Origin of the sequence: Massilia sp. CT11-137 (genome assembly GCF_047302885.1) — a bacterium.
Taxonomy (GTDB): Bacteria; Pseudomonadota; Gammaproteobacteria; order Burkholderiales; family Burkholderiaceae_D; genus Telluria; species Telluria orientalis.
Window position 1 is genome coordinate 2,641,254 of the sequence record NZ_JBKYMP010000001.1, and the last position, 17,731, is coordinate 2,658,984.

The 17,731-nt window shown below is 67.8% G+C and carries 14 protein-coding genes; 4 read left to right on the forward strand and 10 right to left on the reverse strand.

What is annotated here, in order from left to right:
- Positions 1–112: 112 nt before the first annotated feature.
- The 7 genes from prmB to dapC all read right to left on the reverse strand — a co-directional run bounded on the left by prmB (position 113) and on the right by dapC (position 6,934).
- The gene (gene prmB, locus ACEN98_RS11955) at positions 113–1,000 is read right to left on the reverse strand and encodes a 50S ribosomal protein L3 N(5)-glutamine methyltransferase (RefSeq protein ID WP_413337432.1); all 888 of its coding nucleotides are present in this window, start codon (positions 998–1,000) and stop codon (positions 113–115) included.
- A 15-nt stretch (positions 1,001–1,015) separates the two neighbouring features.
- Positions 1,016–2,167, reverse strand: coding sequence for a succinyl-diaminopimelate desuccinylase (gene dapE, locus ACEN98_RS11960; protein ID WP_413384570.1), 1,152 nt, complete (start codon positions 2,165–2,167; stop codon positions 1,016–1,018).
- The gene (locus tag ACEN98_RS11965) at positions 2,164–2,526 is read right to left on the reverse strand and encodes an ArsC family reductase (RefSeq protein ID WP_413384572.1); all 363 of its coding nucleotides are present in this window, start codon (positions 2,524–2,526) and stop codon (positions 2,164–2,166) included. Before ACEN98_RS11965 ends, dapE begins: the two co-directional genes overlap by 4 nt.
- Before the next feature lie 314 nt (positions 2,527–2,840).
- A complete protein-coding gene (locus tag ACEN98_RS11970; protein ID WP_413384574.1) occupies positions 2,841–3,521 on the reverse strand; it encodes a hypothetical protein in 681 nt (226 codons plus the stop codon).
- A gap of 1 nt (position 3,522) precedes the next feature.
- A complete protein-coding gene (locus tag ACEN98_RS11975; protein ID WP_413384576.1) occupies positions 3,523–4,665 on the reverse strand; it encodes a PilT/PilU family type 4a pilus ATPase in 1,143 nt (380 codons plus the stop codon).
- Positions 4,666–4,863: 198 nt separating this feature from the next.
- On the reverse strand, positions 4,864–5,688 hold the full coding sequence (gene dapD / locus ACEN98_RS11980) for a 2,3,4,5-tetrahydropyridine-2,6-dicarboxylate N-succinyltransferase (RefSeq protein ID WP_413384578.1): 825 nt from the start codon (positions 5,686–5,688) through the stop codon (positions 4,864–4,866).
- A gap of 25 nt (positions 5,689–5,713) precedes the next feature.
- On the reverse strand, positions 5,714–6,934 hold the full coding sequence (gene dapC, locus ACEN98_RS11985) for a succinyldiaminopimelate transaminase (RefSeq protein ID WP_413384580.1): 1,221 nt from the start codon (positions 6,932–6,934) through the stop codon (positions 5,714–5,716).
- Positions 6,935–7,042: 108 nt separating this feature from the next.
- Between dapC and ACEN98_RS11990 the strand changes: the two genes are divergently transcribed.
- Positions 7,043–7,813 (forward strand): YoaK family protein, encoded by a 771-nt coding sequence (locus ACEN98_RS11990; RefSeq protein ID WP_413384582.1) that lies wholly within the window; start codon positions 7,043–7,045, stop codon positions 7,811–7,813.
- Positions 7,814–7,915: 102 nt separating this feature from the next.
- On the opposite strand, the gene ACEN98_RS11995 is transcribed toward ACEN98_RS11990, so the two are convergent.
- Together ACEN98_RS11995 and ACEN98_RS12000 are read right to left on the reverse strand one after the other, a co-directional pair.
- Positions 7,916–10,189, reverse strand: a complete 2,274-nt coding sequence (locus tag ACEN98_RS11995) for a glycoside hydrolase family 31 protein (protein ID WP_413384585.1) — start codon at positions 10,187–10,189, stop codon at positions 7,916–7,918.
- Between the two features lie 103 nt (positions 10,190–10,292).
- Positions 10,293–11,306 carry an AraC family transcriptional regulator gene (locus ACEN98_RS12000; RefSeq protein ID WP_413384588.1) on the reverse strand — a complete coding sequence of 338 codons (1,014 nt, stop codon included), beginning with the start codon at positions 11,304–11,306 and terminating at the stop codon, positions 10,293–10,295.
- 96 nt (positions 11,307–11,402) lie between these two features.
- Between ACEN98_RS12000 and ACEN98_RS12005 the strand changes: the two genes are divergently transcribed.
- The 3 genes from ACEN98_RS12005 to ACEN98_RS12015 are packed head-to-tail and all read left to right on the forward strand — an operon-like array spanning position 11,403 to position 16,127.
- Positions 11,403–12,995, forward strand: a complete 1,593-nt coding sequence (locus ACEN98_RS12005) for an FAD-binding oxidoreductase (protein ID WP_413384590.1) — start codon at positions 11,403–11,405, stop codon at positions 12,993–12,995.
- Entirely contained in the window at positions 12,992–14,560 is a 1,569-nt protein-coding gene (locus ACEN98_RS12010) for an FAD-dependent oxidoreductase (RefSeq protein WP_413384592.1), read from the forward strand. Before ACEN98_RS12005 ends, ACEN98_RS12010 begins: the two co-directional genes overlap by 4 nt.
- Positions 14,550–16,127 carry an FGGY-family carbohydrate kinase gene (locus tag ACEN98_RS12015; protein WP_413384594.1) on the forward strand — a complete coding sequence of 526 codons (1,578 nt, stop codon included), beginning with the start codon at positions 14,550–14,552 and terminating at the stop codon, positions 16,125–16,127. Before ACEN98_RS12010 ends, ACEN98_RS12015 begins: the two co-directional genes overlap by 11 nt.
- 256 nt (positions 16,128–16,383) lie before the next feature.
- Here the strand turns inward: ACEN98_RS12015 and ACEN98_RS12020 are convergent, their stop codons facing one another.
- Positions 16,384–17,712, reverse strand: a complete 1,329-nt coding sequence (locus tag ACEN98_RS12020) for a diguanylate cyclase (RefSeq protein ID WP_413384596.1) — start codon at positions 17,710–17,712, stop codon at positions 16,384–16,386.
- Positions 17,713–17,731 lie beyond the last annotated feature (19 nt).

Sequence of the window (17,731 nt, forward strand, 5' to 3'; positions counted from 1 at the left end):
TTATCTTGACCAACGTCGCCCCTGCGAAGGCAGGGGCCCAAGTTCGTGGCAGATCACGCAAGCTTGGGTTCCCGCCTGCGCGGGAACGACGGTTTTAGGGCTGTCTTGGGAATTACTTCGCCAGCTGCTCCGCCGTCAGCAGAAAGACGGCATCATCGCCCTGGCTCGTGGTCAGCCACGTGAGGCCCAGGTGCCCGAACGCCGCTTCCGCATACTCGCGCTCGTTGCCGATCTCGACGATCAGCACACCCTCGGGCGTCAGGCGCTCGGCCGCGCCGTCGACGATCTTGCGCACGAGGTCCATGCCGTCTTCGCCGCCGGCCAATGCGATCTGCGGCTCGCGCAGGTATTCCGGCGGCAGCTTGCCCATCGAATCGCTGTTCACGTATGGCGGGTTCGTCACGATCAGGTCGTATTTCTTGAACGGCACGTGCTGGTACAGGTCGGACTCGATCGGGTTCACGCGGCCTTCCAGCTTGTAGTCGCGGATGTTGCGCTCGGCCACGGCCAGCGCGTCCTTCGAGATGTCGACGGCATCGACGACGGCGTTCTGGAACGCGTCCGCCAGCATGATCGCCAGGCAGCCGGAGCCGGTGCACAGTTCGAGCACGTTTTCGACGCCGTCCGGATCCGCCACCCACGGGCTGAAGAAATTCGGGATCAGCTCGGCGATGAACGAACGCGGCACGAGCACGCGTTCGTCGACGTAGAAGTTGTAGCTGCCCAGCCACGCCTCATTCGTGATGTAGGCGGCCGGCACGCGCTCGTTGACGCGGCGCTCGATGACGGCCATCACCTGCAGGATTTCTTCCGGCAGCAGGCGGGCGTCGAGGAAGGGCTCGAGCTTGTCCAGCGGCAGTTTCAGGGTGTGCAGGATCAGGTAGGCGGCCTCGTCGAACGCTTCGGCGCTGCCGTGGCCGAAGAACAGCTTGGCGCCGTTGAAACGGGTCACGGCGTAGCGCAGCAGGTCGCGGGGCGTGCAGAAATGGGTCGTGGTCATGGCGAGGTCTCGTCGTTATGCCGCGGACGGCGGGATGGTGAGCAATCGCTCCAGCGTGCGCCGGTAGATGTTCTTGAGCGGATCGATGTAACGCACTTCGATGTGCTCGTCGATCTTGTGGATGCTGTCGTTGGGTGGCCCGAATTCTATCACCTGGGGGCAGATGCGGGCGATGAAGCGGCCGTCCGACGTCCCGCCCGTGGTCGAGAGTTCCGTCGTCACGCCCAGTTCCTGCTTGATCGAGCCGCAGATTGCGTCCGACAAGGTGCCCTTCGGCGTGAGGAACGGCTGGCCGGACAGCGTCCATTTCAGGTCGTAGTCGAGGCCGTGGCGGTCGAGGATCGCGTGCACGCGCGCCTGCAGGCTCTCGGCCGTGCTGGCCGTGGAAAAGCGGAAATTGAAGTCGACCTTCAGCTCGCCCGGGATCACGTTCGTGGCGCCGGTGCCGGCCGCGATATTGGACACCTGCCAGCTCGTCGGCGGGAAGTATTCGTTGCCCTCATCCCATTTCTCGGCAGCGAGCTCGGCCAGTGCCGGCGCCGCCTGGTGGATCGGGTTGCGCGCCAGGTGCGGGTAGGCGATGTGGCCCTGCACGCCCTTGACGACGAGGCAGCCGGAGAGCGAGCCGCGGCGGCCGTTCTTGATCATGTCGCCCAGCACGTGGCTGGACGTGGGCTCGCCCACGAGGCAGTAGTCGATCGTCTCGCCCCGTTCTTCCAGCAGGTCGCAGACGATGACGGTGCCATCAAGGGCCGGGCCTTCCTCGTCGGACGTGAGCAGGAACGCGATCGAGCCGATATGGTCCGGGTGCGCGGCCACGAATTCCTCGACGGCGACGACCATGGCGGCGATCGACGTCTTCATGTCCGACGCGCCGCGGCCGTACAGCTTGCCGTCGCGCCGCGTCGGCACGAACGGCTGCGACGCCCACTGGCTGGCGGGACCGGTCGGCACGACGTCCGTGTGGCCGGCGAACACGAACACGGGCGCCGCGTCGCCGCGTCGCGCCCACAGGTTCGTCACGCCGTTCGACTCGATCGTCTCGCAGCGGAAGCCGAGCGGCGCGAGCAGCGCTTGAAGCTTCTGCTGGCAGCCCTTGTCCTGCGGCGTGACGGAATCGAGCGCGATCAGCTCCTCCGTCAGGAGTTGGGTGCGCGACGGCTTCATGCCGGCCAGTCCCCGAACAGGTCTTCGTACTGGGCGGCCGAAAAGCCGACGGACACGCGGCCGCCGCCTTCGAGAACCGGACGCTTGATGACGGACGGATTTTCCAGCATCAGGTCGAGGGCGCTGGCCTTGTCGACGACCTGCGCGCGGCGCTCGTCGGTCAGCTTGCGCCACGTGGTGCCCTTGCGGTTGACGAGCGTTTCCCAATCGATCTGCTCGAGCCAGCGCGCAACGGTGGCGCGGTCCAGGCCTTGCTTCTTGAAGTCGTGGAACTCGAATTCCTGGCCGTTGTCGGCGAGCCAGGTGCGGGCTTTCTTGACGGTGTCGCAGTTGGGAATACCGTAGAGGGTCTTCTTCATGGCGGGTGGGTATTGCTGTTCGGGAAGGCGCGAAGGATAGCACAGGCCGGCTATCCCACCGATAGTTTACCAATGGCGAAGGGAGGGCGGCGTTATGTACGTCGATTCGACAAGGATTTAACATTTCCGTTAATCAACAACGTGAGTACATACCGGGAGATCCCATGCGTATCCTGGTCGCTTCGGCCTGTTTCCTTACGTTGCTGGCCGGCAGCGGAGGCCGTCGTGCGGAACGGGACCATGGCCTGCGGCGCCCGCAACGACAGCGGCCCGAACGCCGGCGTGAGCGGAATGACGGTAATGTCGAGGCCGGCTTACTTCTGCGGCTTGAAGGCGTGGCTGTTGTCGAATCCAAACTGCTGTTCGTCATACATCCGCTTCATCTTGCGCACCAGATGCGTTTGCAGGACGGGCGGCAGCTTGAAGTAGGACGCGCTGGCGGTGGTCGACCGTTGCAGGTCGAGGTTGCCCGTGATGGCCCGGATGGCGACTTTGGCGCCACGGTGAAAAGCGATCATCTTCAGCCGGCCTTCATAGGGGTCGCTCAGCATCTTGCCGTTGTCGCTGGCGTAGAAGCGGTAGACCAGGATCGGATCGACCAGGCCATCGCCGTCGATGTCGTCCAACTCGGTCAGCCTGGTCCACCATTGCACACCGGCCGTCCCCGCCAGTGCGCTATCGCTGACCGTGCCCATGGCCGCCAGGGTCGGCCCAGCGTTTATCTTGAACAAATACGCGCCGATTTTGCTCGACAAGGTGTCGTCACCGTAGCGACGGTCGCCGCTTTCGGTCAGGTACACCACGTAGTCGCCGCTCTTGTCGCGATAGCAGAAGTGGGCGAACACCGGCAAGGCCACCCTGGCGGCCTCGAGGGTATCGCGCTGCAGCAGGACGTCATCGCCGACGCAGCGCGAACCGGGCGCGGCAAGCGCATTCGAGGACGACAATACGAGAAGGCCGCACAGGAGTGCGGTCGACAGGGGACGGTCGGTCAAGTCAGCGATCCAGCGTGAATTCCGTGAACGACGGCCCATCCGGCTCGGCCGGCTTGGGCGCTTCCTCTTCCTTCGGCTTGCTGTCCGGCCCGTTATTGATCAGCCAGAGCAGATTGGTGGCCGAGTCGGCGTTGGCCAGCGCCTCCTCTTGCGTGATCAAATCGGCCTGCACGAGTTCCAGCAGCGCCTTTTCGAACGATTGCGACCCCGGCGACAGGCTCTTGTCCATCGCTTCCTTGATCTGGCCGATCTCGCCTTTTTCGATCAGGTCCGCGACGTAGCGCGTGTTGACCATGATCTCCACGGCCGCCGCCCGCCGCCCGCCGGCTTTCGCGCGCACGAGGCGCTGCGACACGATCGCCTTCACGGCGGACGACAGGTCCTGCAATAGCGCGGGGCGGTTCTCGATCGGGTAGAAACTGATGATGCGGTTCAGCGCGTTGTAGCTGTTGTTCGCGTGCAGCGTGGCCAGCACGAGGTGGCCGGACTGGGCGTAGGCGAGGGCGGCGGCCATCGTGTCCTTGTCGCGGATCTCGCCGATCAGGATGCAGTCCGGCGCCTGGCGCATCGAATTGCGCAGGGCGACGTCGAAGCTCTTCGCGTCGCTGCCGATCTCGCGCTGGTTGACGATCGCTTTCTTGTTCTTGAACAGGTATTCGATCGGGTCTTCCAGCGTGAGGATGTGGCCGTGGCGCTGCTCGTTGCGGTGGTCGAGCATGGAGGCGATCGTCGTCGACTTGCCGGAGCCCGTGGCGCCGACGATCAGCAGCAGGCCGCGCTTTTCCATGATCAGTTCCGACAGCACGGACGGCAGGCCCAGCTCGGCGAGCGGCGGGATCGTGGCGGGAACGAAACGGAACACGGCGGAGATGCTGCCGCGCTGGCGGAACGCGGAGAGGCGGAAGCGGCCCAGGTTCGCGACCGAGATCCCCATGTTGAGCTCGTTGTCGCGGTCCAGCTCGTCCATTTGCTCGGGGCTGGCGATCTCCGACAGCAGCACGCGGATATTGTCCGGCTCGAGCTTGTTCTGGTTGATCGGGATGAGGTTCCCGTTGATCTTGATGTGGACTGGGGAATTGACCGCGAAGAACATGTCGGACGCGTTCTTTTCCTTCATCAACTGGAACAGGCGTTCCATCATCATGGTGGTCTCTCCCTTGCTTCGCGGTAATTTTTCGCAGTTAAGGGATTCTAACCTGATGGCGCGGTGGCGCAAATGCAATGGTGGGCTCGGGGAGCCCACCCTACAACAGCCCGGCGTAGGGTGGGCACCCGTGCCCACCAACTACGATTCGACGCTGCCGTAGGGTGGGCACCCCGTGCCCACGCGAGCGCGCCGGGCTTACACGCCGCGCAGCAGCTCGTTGATACCCGTCTTCGCACGGGTCTTCGCATCCACCTGCTTGACGATCACCGCGCAGTACAGGCTGTACTTGCCGTCGCTAGAGGGCAGGCTGCCCGACACGACGACCGAACCGGCCGGGATGCGGCCGTACGACACTTCACCGGTCTCGCGGTTGTAGATCTTGGTCGACTGGCCGATGTACACACCCATCGAGATCACCGAGTTCTCTTCGACGATCACGCCTTCCACGATTTCCGAACGGGCGCCGATGAAGCAGTTGTCTTCGATGATGGTCGGGTTGGCCTGCATCGGTTCCAGCACGCCGCCGATGCCCACGCCGCCCGACAGGTGGACGTTCTTGCCGATCTGGGCGCAGGAGCCGACGGTGGCCCACGTGTCGACCATCGCGCCTTCGTCGACGTAGGCGCCGATGTTCACGTACGACGGCATCAGCACGACGTTCTTGCCGATGAACGCGCCGCGGCGCGCGACGGCCGGCGGGACGACGCGGAAGCCGCCCTTGGCGAAGTCGTCGGCCGAGTAGTTCGCGAACTTGGTCGGGACTTTATCGTAGAACTGCATGCCGCCGCCTTCGACAGGCACGTTGTTCTCGAGGCGGAACGACAGCAGGACGGCTTTCTTGATCCACTGGTTCACGACCCAGCTGCCGGTGTCCTTCTGGGCGACGCGCAGGCTGCCGTCGTCAAGGCCGGCCAGCACGTGGGCGACGGCGTCGCGCACTTCGGCGCTCGCACTCGTCGGGCTGATGTCTGCGCGCTGTTCCCACGCGGTGTCGATGATGGTCTGGAGTTGTTGGGTCATGATAATGGTCTATACAGGTGGTGTTTCAGGAAGCCTTGAGATCGTTGCAGAACTGGACGATGCGGTTCGCCGCTTCCAGTCCTTCGTCCACTTCGGCGACGAGCGCCATGCGGATGCGGTTGCGGCCCGGATTGCTGCCGTGCGCGTCGCGCGCCAGGTAACTGCCGGGCAAAACCGTCACATTATATTCGGCGTACAGGCCGCGTGCGAACTCCGTGTCCGACAGGCCCGTACGGCGCACGTCGGCCCACAGGTAGAAGCCCGCGTCCGGCAGCTCCACGTCCATCACCTGCTTCAGGAGCGGGGTGATGAGGTTGAACTTTTCCTTGTACAGCGTGCGGTTTTCCTGCACGTGGGCCTCGTCGTTCCACGCGGCGATCGACGCGGCCTGCACCGGCGGCGACATCGCGCCGCCGCAGTAGGTACGGTACAGCAGGAATTTCTTCATCAGTTCCGGATCGCCGGCAACGAAGCCCGAGCGCATGCCCGGCACGTTCGAGCGCTTCGAGAGGCTCGAGAACACGATCAGGTTCGCGTACGGACGCGCGCCGCCGCTGCGGCCCAGCTGGTGCGCCGCTTCCAGCGCGCCCAGCGGCGGCGTGGAACCGAAATAGATCTCGGAATAGCACTCGTCGGCCGCGATCACGAAGCCATGGCGGTCGGCCAGCGCGAACAGCTCGCGCCAGTCGTCCAGCGACAGCACGGCGCCCGTCGGATTGCCCGGGGAGCACAGGTACAGCAGCTGCACACGGGACCATACCTCGTCCGGCACGCTGGAGTAATCGCAGGCGAAGTTGCGGGCCGGCTGGGAATTCACGAAATACGGCTCGGCGCCCGCCAGGTAGGCCGCGCCTTCGTAGATCTGGTAGAACGGATTCGGGCTGACGACGAGCGCGCCCGGCTTGCGCGGATCGATCACGGTCTGCGCGATCGCGAACAGCGCCTCGCGCGAGCCGTTCACCGGCAGCACCATCGTGGCCGCATCCAGCGCCGGAATCCCGTAGCGGCGCTCCAGCCATGCGGCGATCGCGGCGCGCAGCGGCTCGTTGCCGTGCGTCGTCGGATACGTGGCGAGGCCGGCCATCGCATGCGTCAGCGCTTTCTGGATGAACGCGGGCGTCGGATGCTTGGGCTCGCCGATGCCGAGGCTGATGGCGTTGTAGTCGGGATTCGGCGTGACGCCGGCGAACAGCTGGCGCAGCTTTTCGAACGGGTACGGGTGCAGGCGGTCGAGATGTGGATTCACGGCGATGTGTTTTCCTGGCGATATTCGAGGTGAGAAGGGCAATTATAGCCACGTGAACCCGGGTGCGTTAGTATTGACGTAAGGAATCCCAATCGGACCCATTCAATCATGCAGCGCTCCGTCGACTATGTCCGCACCCTGACCGCCCAGGCGCGCAGCGCCCGGGCCAACCGCCACCTCGGCTATGCACTGGCCGGCGTGGCCGGGGCCGTGAACGCCGGCGGCTTCCTCGCCGTGCAACAGTACACGTCGCACATGACGGGCATCGTGTCGTCGGCCGCCGACAATCTCGCGCTGGGCGCCTTCGACCTCGTGCTCGACGCGCTCGGCGCCATCGTCTCGTTCCTGCTGGGCGCGGCCACCACGGCGATCCTCGTCAACTACGGCCGGCGCCGTGCGCTGGCCAGCGAATACGCGTTGCCGCTGCTGTGCGAAGCCATGCTGCTGCTCGCCTTCGGCGTGCTGGGCGCCCAGTTGTCCAGCGTGCGGGGCCTGTTCGTGCCGGCCACGGTGATGCTGCTGTGCTTTACGATGGGCCTGCAGAACGCGCTCGTGACGAAAATTTCGCATGCGGAGATCCGCACGACGCACATGACGGGCATCGTCACCGACATCGGCATCGAACTCGGCAAGATGATGTACTGGAACGTGGACGATGGCCTGACCAGCCCTCCGCACCCGCGCGTGGCCGCGAACCGCGGGCGCCTCGTCCTGCTGTGCGGCCTGCTGGGGGCCTTCTTCGGCGGCGGCGTCGCGGGCGCGCTCGGCTTCAAGATCTTCGGCTACGTGGTGACGGTGCCGCTGGCGCTGCTGCTGTGCGGCCTCGCCATCGTGCCGGCGCTGGACGACCTGCGCGCCCGGGCGCGCAGGTTCAAGTGACGCCGACGGACCGCATACGTTCGCGTGGGCACAGGGTGCCCACCCTACCGTACGCTCAGCGAGTAGGGTGGGCTCCCCGAGCCCACGCGTTACACTGTACGCTCAGTTGCCGCAGTGCGGCAGCGGCACCGACGCCGCCTTGCCGTCATACACGACCTTGACGATCTCACCGGCCTTGGGACCGCAACGCACCGCGAACGCCTGGCGGGCCGGCATGCCGTCGTAGCGGCCCTGGCGCGGCGCGATGTCGAGGCGTCTGGCTCCGTCGTTCCACGTCATCCGCACGACCGCATACGCGCCTTTCTCGTAGGCGTAACCGTCGCCGCCGTCGTCGTACAGCTCATAGGCGCCATCCTTGCCCGGATAGACGACGAGGTCCACCGGCGCATCCGACTTCTCGTCCGCGAACTGCTTCACGGGGCCCAGCGGCAGGATGCTGCCGGCGCGGACGTAGAGGGGAATGGTCGCGATGTCGGCCTTCGCCGTCACGACCTGGCCGCCGGCCAGCCGCGCGCCGCTCCAGAAGTCGTACCACGCGTCCTTGCCGGGCAGGTAGACGTCGCGCGCCTGTGCCTTCGCCTGCACGACGGGCGCCACGAGCAGGGCCTTGCCGAACATGTACTGGTCCGGGATGTGCAGCGCGTGCTCGTCCTCGCGGAAGTCGAAGGCGAGGGCGCGCATCATCGTGCCGTCGTTGTGCGTGACGTCCCACGACGCCGAATAGATGTACGGGAGCAGGCGGTAGCGCAGGTCGATGTAGTCGCGCATGATCTTCTGCGTGGCGTCGTCGAACTGCCAGATCTCCTTGCCGTCGCCGGTGCCGTGCACGCGGAACATCGGGTTGAACACGCCGAACTGGAACCAGCGCGTGAACAGTTCCGCGTACGCCGGATCTTTCGGCGAACCGCCGAAGAAGCCGCCGATGTCGGCCGACCAGTACGGGATACCGCTCAGCATGAAATTCAAGCCGGCCGGGATCTGGCGGCGGAACACGTCCCAGTTGCCCATCGTGTCGCCCGACCACGTGATGGCCGCGTTGCGCTGCTGGCCCGCGTAGGCGGAGCGGGTCAGGATGAACGCGCGCTTGCCGGGCTGGTCGCGCTTCATCCCGTCATGCACGGCGGTCGTGTGCAGCAGAGGATAGGCGTTGTAGACGACGCTGCCCGGACCGGCGCCGGTCTGCAGTTCGCGCATCTGCCCCCACCAGCCGCCCAGTTCCGCTTCCGACGCGTCCAGCCACCAGCCGTCGAAGCCGAGCGTGCCGAGGCCGCGCATGACCTGGCGCCAGTACAGGTCGCGGGCGCGCGGGTTGTACGCGTCGTACCAGCGGCCCTTGCCGGCCGGGTAGACGTTCGGATAGGTGGGCGGGTACAGGCCGCCCATCGCGTCCAGCGCCTTCGTGTTGGCGGTATCCGGGTCGAGGCGGGCCCACACGGAGATGATCGTGTGGACGTTCTGGTCATGCAGTTTTTTCACCATCGCGGCCGGAGCGGGGAAGCGCGCCTTGTCGAATTCGTGGCTGCCCCACTGGCCCGGCAGCCAGTACTGCCAGTCCTGGATGACCGCGTCGAGCGGCACCTTCATCTCACGGTATTTCGCCGCGACCGACAGCAGCTCGTCCTGCGTCTTGTAGTGTTCCTTCGACTGCCACAGGCCCCACGTCCAGCGCGGCATCATGGGCGCCGTGCCCGTCAGGCGGCGGTAGCCCTTGATCACGTCGTCCAGTTCCGGGCCGTACATGAAGTGATAATCGACGCCGCCGCCCGCTTCCGAACGGATCAGGATCGGCGGTCCGGACGGGATGTCGACCTCGACGTCCGTGACGGCCGCGTTGTTCCACAGGATGCCGTAGCCCTTGGGCGAGACCAGCATCGGCACGGCGACGTCGCGGTTCGCCTGCTGCAGGCGCACGATGTTGCCGCCGTAGTCGAGCAGGCCGTTCTGGTGCTGGCCGAGGCCGTACAGGACCGTGCCATGGTCGTCGTTATAAAAGCGCTGCACGACGCCGCGCGACAGGTCGCGGCCGCCTTCCTTGACGATCTCCTTGCCGTCCGGCGTCTGGAACGAGACGTTGCCGTCCTGGCGTCCCACGCGCACCTTCAGGCCGGCCGTGGACAGCGTCCACGCGTCGGCGGATTCACCGATGTCGAACGCGATCTTCTGCGGCTGCGCGATGACGGCCGGGTTGTAATTGCCCGTGTAGCCCGCGGGGCCGAAGCGGACGTGGACGACGCGCGGCGCCACCGGCTCGATCGTCAGCACGCCCTGGTCCGTGCGCACCTCCATGCCCGTGCCCACGCGCTGCATGGCCGGCGGCGCGGCATGTGCCGCCAGTGCGCACGCGGACAGGCCTCCAATGAATAATGATTTCCACATTTGTATTGACTCTCTGTGTGTAGTCCAGCCCAGCGGCCGGGTCAACCTGCCGTTATAGCAAAACCGCAGCGGGCATCCGTTATGAAAACGCCCACGTTGACATCTATTTTTTACCGGCCGTCCGTTCCCGCCACGCGCCGGGATTCATGCCCGACCATTCGCGGAACGCATGCGTGAACGCGCTCTGTTCCTGGAAGCCGAGCAGGAAGGCGATGTCGACGAGCGACAGCCCGCCCTCGCGCAAATACGCCATCGCGAGCGCGTAACGGGCAGCATCGAGCACCTGCTGGAACGTCGCGCCGGCGTCGGCGAGCTTGCGCTGCAAGGTGCGCGGGGACAGGTCCAGCGCCGCGGCGATGCCGGCCAGCCGCACGGGTTCGCGGGCGAGCGCGTCGACGATGGCCGCATGGACCTGCGCGACGATCCCGCTGGCCGTTCGTTCCCGTTCGCGCAGCAGGCGTTCGGCGTGCTGCTGCAGCAGCGGGTACATGGTGATGTCCGCGGCGGGCAGCGGCAGCGCGAGGAGGGAGGCGTCGAAGTCGGCGGTGTGCGCGGACGCGCCGAAGTCCGGCATCGTGCCGAGCACGCGCGCGTACTCGGCCGGGTCGGCATCGGGCGGGCGCGCATGCGCGAACGCGAGGGCGCGCGGCGCGAGCGGCCGGCCCGCGAGCCACGACCCGAATGTGCGGATGCCCGCGAACACGCTTTCCGCCAGGTGCCGGCTCGCATGCGGATAGCGGCTCGTCCACGTGTAGCGGGCGAGCGCGCCGCGCGGCTCCAGGCGCGAGCGTCCGAGGTCGTGTGCCAGCTGTTCGTAGCGTTGCGTCTGATCCAGCGCCTGGCCGATGTCGCGGCAGGCCAGCAGCACGAGGCCGTACACGCTGTACGTGCCGGGCCGCACGCGCTCGCCCACGTGCAGGCCGAAATGCGGATCGCGCGCGAGGCGGCTGCCCGCGTCCAGCAGGGCGATGTAGTCGGCGGCCGGCAGCGGGTCCGATGCGATGGCGGCGAGACCGGCGCTCGATGCCAGCGCGGCCGCGTCGATACCGCGCGCGGCGGCCGTCTCCAGCAGCGGCTGCAGATAGGCCGCGGTGACCCGGGGCGGCGTGGCTGGCATGTTCGAACAAGCGCTTGGCATGAATCCGCAATACGGTCGTGATGACGCAAGTCAGTATAGCCGCAGGATGAACACCGTGTACGGAGAAAAGAACCAATGCGACGCTGGAACGGCTGGGGAGACGATACGATCGAGGTGGCGCTGGGCGAGTCCGCGCTGGATTTCCTGCGCGGGCAGGTCGGCGCCAGCGCGGCCCCGCGCGACGCCGGGTTCGACGCGCTGTGCGCTGCCCTGCCGCCGGGCCGGCTGCCGGCGCATCCTTTGGTCGATGCGGCGCCGCAGACCCGCCTGACGCATGCGGCGGGCCAGAGCCTGCGGGACTGGCTGCGCCTGCGCTACGGCCGCATCGGCACCGTGCCGGATGGCGTCGCGTTCCCGGAAAGCGGCACCGACGTGCGCACCCTGCTGCGCTGGGCCGCGGACCACGACGCGGCCGTCGTCCCGTACGGCGGCGGCACGAGCGTCGCCGGACACCTGGATGCGGTCGGCGCGCGGCCGACCTTGTGCGTCGACATGGCGCGCATGCGGGCTCTCGTGTCCATCGACGCGGAGGCGCAGCTGGCCGTGTTCGAAGCCGGCGTGGCCGGCCCGGACCTGGAAGCGCAGCTGCGCGCGCACGGCTACACGCTCGGCCACTTCCCGCAATCGTTCGATTATTCGACGCTGGGCGGCTGGGTCGTGACGCGTTCGTCCGGCCAGCAATCGCTGCGCTACGGCCGCATCGAGCAGCTGTTCGCCGGCGGCCGCGTGGAGACGCCCGCCGGCCCGCTCGCCATCCCCACCTTTCCCGCGTCCGCCGCGGGCCCCGACCTGCGCGAACTGGTGCTGGGGTCGGAAGGACGGCTCGGCATCCTGACGGAAGCGGCGGTGCGCATCAGCCGCCTGCCCGAATACGAAGCGTTCCACGCCGTGTTCTTCCCCGACTGGGCGGCGGCCGAGCGGGCCGTGCGCGCCATCGTGCAGGCGCGACTGGGCCTGTCGATGCTGCGCCTGTCGAACGCGGTGGAGACGGCGACGATGCTCACCCTGGCCGGCCACGGCCGCCAGGTGGCGCTGCTGGAGACGTGGCTGAAGCTGCGCGGCGCGGGCCCGGATAAATGCATGCTGCTCGTGGGCGCGAGCGGAGAGAAGGCGCAGGCACGTGCCGCGCTGAAGGCGGCGCTGGCGCTCGCGCGGCGCGATGGCGGCGTGCACGTCGGCCGGGGACTCGGCGAGCGGTGGAAGCGCAACCGCTTCCGCAACGTCTACCTGCGCAACAGCGCGTGGACGCACGGCTATGCGATCGACACGGTGGAGACGGCGCTCGACTGGCCGCGCGTCACGCCCGGCATGCGCGCCATCGAACGGGCCGCGCACGACGCCCTCGCGCGCGACGGCGAGCGGGTGCACGCGTACACGCACCTGTCGCACCTGTATCCGCAGGGCGCGAGCGTCTACTCGACGTTCATCTGGCGCCTGGCGGGCGACTACGACGCGGACCTCGCGCGCTGGCGCCTGCTGAAGACGGCGGTGTCCGAAGCGATCGTCGCGAGCGGCGGCACGATCAGCCACCAGCACGGCGTGGGCCGCGACCACGCGCCGTGGCTCGCGCACGAAAAGGGAGAACTGGGCATGGCCGCGCTGCGCACCCTGTTCCGCGCATTCGATCCGGACGGCCGCATGAACCCGGGCAAGCTGGTGACGCCATGAGCGGCGCCTTCGCCGCACTGTGGCAGCGGGGCGGCCGCGCGGGCCTGGCGGACGTGCTGGCGCGCGACTGGGACGTGCTGGTGATCGGCGGCGGCATCAGCGGCGCCGGCGTGCTGCTGGAGGCCGCACGGCGGGGGCTGAAGGCGCTGCTGGTCGAGCGCCACGATTTCGCGTGGGGCACGTCGAGCCGCTCGTCGAAGCTCGTGCACGGCGGCCTGCGCTACCTGAAGGGCGGCCACGTGCGGCTGACGGCGGAATCCGTGCGCGAGCGCGAGATGCTGCTCGCCTGCGCGCCCGGCCTCGTCGAACCGCAGGGCTTCGCGTTCGCGCAGTACGAGGGCGCGCGCGGCCGGCGCAGCTTCCTGGCCGGCCTCGCGGTCTACGACATGATGGCGGGCCGGCGCGAGCGGCACTGGCTCGATGCCGACGATTTTTTGATGGCGGCGCCGAATGTAAAGCGGGACGGTCTTGCGGGCGGCATCGTCTACACGGATGCGCGCACGGACGATGCCCGCCTCGTGCTGCGGGTCTTGCGCGAGGCGCTCGATCATGGCGCGGCGGCCGTCAATTATCTCGGTGCGAGCGAGTTGCTGCGCTCCCCGAATGGCCGCGTGTGCGGGGCGCTGCTCGCCGGCGACGGTACTGACTACGCGGTGCGTGCCCGGGTCGTCGTCGATGCGACGGGCGCGTGGTCCGGCCCTCTGCACGGCGCCGGCCCGCGCCTGCGTCCGCTGCGCGGCAGCCATCTCGTGCTGCCCGCGTGGCGGCTGCCGCTGGCGCGCGCGGTGAGCCTGATGCATCCACACGACGGCCGGCCCGTGTTCGCGTTTCCGTGGGAAGGCGCGACGCTGGTCGGCACGACGGACCTGGACCACACGGACGGCATGGATCGCGCGGCCCGCATCACGCGGGCGGAAGTGGCTTACCTGATGGCGGCGCTGCAGGCGCAGTTCCCGCATCTGCAACTAACCGACCAGGACGTCGTGGCCACTTACGCGGGCGTGCGCCCCGTCGTCGCGGGCAAGGAGGGCGGGGCGCCGTCGCGGGAAGGGCGTGAACATGTCGCGTGGAGTTCGGCCGGCCTCGTGGCGACTGCCGGCGGCAAGCTCACGACGTTCCGCGCCATTGCGCTCGATGCGCTGCGGCTGGTAAAACAGCAGCTGCCCGGCTGGAACGATCCGCTCGATGCCCGCGCCGTGTTCGCGCCCGTGTCCCAGGTCGGCGCCGGTGTGCCGCGGCGCCTCCTCGGCCGTCATGGCGCTTGCGCGGCGGCGTTGCTGGACGCCGCGCGGCCCGGCGAACTGGAACGGATCCCCGGGACGGAGACCGCGTGGGCCGAACTGCGCTGGGCCGCACGCGCCGAAGCCGTCCGCCGGCTGGAGGACCTGCTGCTGCGCCGCACGCGCCTCGGCCTGCTGCTGCGCGACGGCGGCACGGCGCACATGGACCGCATCCGCGCCATCTGCCAGCCGGAGCTCGGCTGGGACGATGCCCGCTGGGCGCAGGAAGACGCCGCGTACCGCGCGCACTGGACCTTTCACCACGGTTTGCCACATGAAGACTAGAAAGCACTGTGATGCGACGACGATCCTCGCCATCGACAACGGCACCCAGAGCGTGCGCGCGCTGCTGTTCGACCTCGCCGGGAACATCGTCGCGAAATCGCAGGTGATGCTGGACCCGTATTTCTCCACGCAGCCCGGCTGGGCCGAGCACGACCCCGAGGATTACTGGCAGGCGTTGTGCCGCGCATGCCAGGGCCTGTGGACGCAGCCCGGCGTCCGGCGCGACGCCATTGCCGGCGTGGCCGTGACGACGCAGCGCGGCACGGTGGTGAATCTCGACCGCAACGGCCGGCCGCTGCGGCCCGCGATCACATGGCTCGACCAGCGCCACACCGACACCGTTCCGCCGCTCTCGTGGTGGTGGCGCACGGCGTTCAAGGTCGCGCGCGTGGACGGCACCATCGATTATTTTCGAGGCGAGGCGGAGATCAACTGGATCCGCGCGCACGAGCCCGACGTATGGGCCGCGACGGACAAATTCCTGCTGCTGTCCGGCTACCTGAACTGGCGGCTGTGCGGGCGCTTCGCGGATTCGTCCGGCTCGCAGGTCGCGTACGTTCCGTTCGATTACAAGCGCCGCCGCTGGGCCGGTCCGCGCGACTGGAAGTGGCAGGCGCTGGCCGTCGAGCCGCGCATGCTGCCGGAACTCGTCGAGCCGGGCGACCGCCTGGGCGAGATCGGCCGGGATGCGTCCGACGCGACCGGCATCCCGGCCGGCACGCCGCTGCTGGCCGCGGCGGCCGATAAAGCCTGCGAAGTGATCGGTGCCGGCTGCCGCGAACCGCACGTCGGATGCCTCAGCTATGGCACGACGGCGACCATCAACACGACGGGCCCGCGCTACGTCGAGGTGACGCCCTTCTTGCCGCCGTATCCGGCCGCGATCCCGGGCGCGTACAGCAGCGAGGTGCAGGTGTTCCGCGGGTACTGGATGGTCAACTGGTTCAAGGAGCAGTTCGGCCACCGCGAACAGCAGCGCGCGCTGGCGGAAGACGTGGCGCCGGAACAGCTGTTCGACCAGCTGGCGCGCTCCGTCCCGCCCGGATCGATGGGGCTGATGCTGCAGCCGTACTGGACGCCCGGCATCCGCGTGCCGGGCCGCGAAGCGAAGGGCGCGATCGTCGGCTTCGGCGACGTGCACACGCGGGCGCACGTGTACCGCGCGATCCTGGAAGGCCTCGCGTACGCGCTGCGCGAGGGGAAGGAACGCATCGAAAAGCGCAGCGGCGTGGCGATCACGGAACTGCGCGTGTCCGGCGGCGGATCGCAGAGCGATTGCGCGATGCAGCTGACGGCCGACATCTTCGGCCTGCCGACGTCGCGCCCGCACGTGTACGAGACGTCCGGGCTGGGCGCCGCCATCGACGCGGCCGTGGGGCTGGGGCTGCACCGCGATTTCGCCACGGCGATCGGCGCGATGACGCGCGTGGGGCGGGTGTTCGAGCCGGTGCCGGCGCATCGCGACGTGTACGAGCGGCTGTACCGGCAGGTCTATGTGAAGATGTATCGGCAGTTGCAGCCGTTGTATCGGGAGATCGCGGAGATTACCGGGTATCCGAAGCGCTGACGGGCGTCGGTCCTTCTGCTTGCAGTAAAAGCAACAAGCTCATGCGCTCGAGGTCCGGCGCGAACCGAAAGTCCGCGCCGTCATCGCCGCAGCCAATGCATCGTCGCTGCGCGTCGCCCATCGCCTTGGCCTGACTTACGAAGCGTACACCGAGATATACGGCAAAGCGGTCGGCATTTATGCTCGGGCGCGGGGAAGCCCGGTCGTTTAGGCCAGCAGGACTGCATGGGACTGGCCACGGGCGTTCAGGGCGCGTTCAGAACACCGCCGCGTCGTGCACCACATCCCACGCCGCCCCGACAATGGTCGATTCCACCCGGTTGCGCCCCCCGGCCTTGGCCGCATACATCGCGCGGTCCGCGCACACGAACAGGTTGTCGACCGCATCGAGCTGCGTCGGCACGATCGTCGCCACGCCCACGGACACCGTGAGCCAGGTTGACGTCGTCGAACCCGGATTCGGGATTTCCAGCGCCGCTACGGCCGCGCGGATCATCTCCGCCAGGAGCGCCGCGTTTTCCGCGGGCGTCTCGGCGAACAGCAGCACGAATTCCTCGCCGCCGTAGCGGGCCGCCAGGTCGGTCGGGCGCGCGGCGTGGTCCTGCAGCGTCTGCGCGACCTTCTGCAGGCAGACGTCGCCTGCCGCGTGGCCCAGCGTGTCGTTGTACAGCTTGAAGTGGTCGACGTCCAGCACGACCAGCGACAGCGGCTGGGCGTTGCGGATGGCGCGGTGCCATTCCTTGTCCAGGAAGGCGTCGAAGTGGCGGCGGTTGGCGATCTTGGTCAGCGGGTCCAGCATCGCGGCGCGCTGCAGCGCGTCCTCGGATTGCTTGTGGTGCGTGATGTCGTGCAGCAGGACGACGAACAGGCCGTCCGCCGCGTGCATCGGCGTCATCGTCAGGTCCATCGCGCGCAGGTTGCCGTCGCGGTGGCGGATCTTCACTTCGCGCGTGCCGTAGACCATCGCATCGAGGCCTTCGCAGCAGCCGGGTTCCTGGCAGTCCAGCAGCTCCTTCAGCGACTGGCCGACCAGCTCCTCGGGCGCATAGCCCAGGTAGCGGTCGCACGCCGGGTTCGCGTACTGCACGCGGCCGCAGCCCTCGACGATCAGCAGGCCCTGGTCCATGCTGTTGACGATCATGCGCAGGCGGTCGGTCTGTTCCGACTGGGCGTCGCCGCTGCGCAGGCGCAGCTGGGCGCGCACGCGGGCGCACACTTCTTCCAGGCGCAGGGGCTTCGGGATGTAGTCGGCGGCGCCCGTGTCGAAACCGGCGACGATGTCTTCCGTCTCGCCGCGCGCGCTCATGAAGATCACGGGGATGCGCGTCGTGGCCGGATGCGCCTTCAGGCGGCGGCACGTCTCCAGGCCGTCGATGCCGGGCATGACGACGTCCAGCAGGATCAGGTCCGGCTTGACGCGTTGGGCGATGTCCAGCGCGCGGTCGCCGGAAGTGGCGACGAACGTCTGGTACCCTTGACGCAGCATCATCGAACGCAGCGTGCCGAGGTTGTCGGGCGCGTCGTCGACGATGAGGATGGCGGGCTTGCGCGGGTCGGCAAGCGGCACGGGCACTGGGTTGGTCATACGGTGCTTTGCGAGGACT

Bases quoted from the DNA above. Each gene is read 5' to 3' on its own strand.
- dapE (WP_413384570.1), bottom strand. From the start codon at position 2,167: ATGAAGCCGTCGCGCACCCAACTCCTGACGGAGGAGCTGATCGCGCTC.
- ACEN98_RS11995 (WP_413384585.1), bottom strand. From the start codon at position 10,189: ATGTGGAAATCATTATTCATTGGAGGCCTGTCCGCGTGCGCACTGGCG.
- ACEN98_RS12015 (WP_413384594.1), top strand. From the start codon at position 14,550: ATGAAGACTAGAAAGCACTGTGATGCGACGACGATCCTCGCCATCGAC.
- dapD (WP_413384578.1), bottom strand. From the start codon at position 5,688: ATGACCCAACAACTCCAGACCATCATCGACACCGCGTGGGAACAGCGC.
- ACEN98_RS11990 (WP_413384582.1), top strand. From the start codon at position 7,043: ATGCAGCGCTCCGTCGACTATGTCCGCACCCTGACCGCCCAGGCGCGC.
- ACEN98_RS12010 (WP_413384592.1), top strand. From the start codon at position 12,992: ATGAGCGGCGCCTTCGCCGCACTGTGGCAGCGGGGCGGCCGCGCGGGC.
- ACEN98_RS11965 (WP_413384572.1), bottom strand. From the start codon at position 2,526: ATGAAGAAGACCCTCTACGGTATTCCCAACTGCGACACCGTCAAGAAA.
- ACEN98_RS12005 (WP_413384590.1), top strand. From the start codon at position 11,403: ATGCGACGCTGGAACGGCTGGGGAGACGATACGATCGAGGTGGCGCTG.
- ACEN98_RS12020 (WP_413384596.1), bottom strand. From the start codon at position 17,712: ATGACCAACCCAGTGCCCGTGCCGCTTGCCGACCCGCGCAAGCCCGCC.
- ACEN98_RS11975 (WP_413384576.1), bottom strand. From the start codon at position 4,665: ATGATGATGGAACGCCTGTTCCAGTTGATGAAGGAAAAGAACGCGTCC.
- prmB (WP_413337432.1), bottom strand. From the start codon at position 1,000: ATGACCACGACCCATTTCTGCACGCCCCGCGACCTGCTGCGCTACGCC.
- ACEN98_RS12000 (WP_413384588.1), bottom strand. From the start codon at position 11,306: ATGCCAGCCACGCCGCCCCGGGTCACCGCGGCCTATCTGCAGCCGCTG.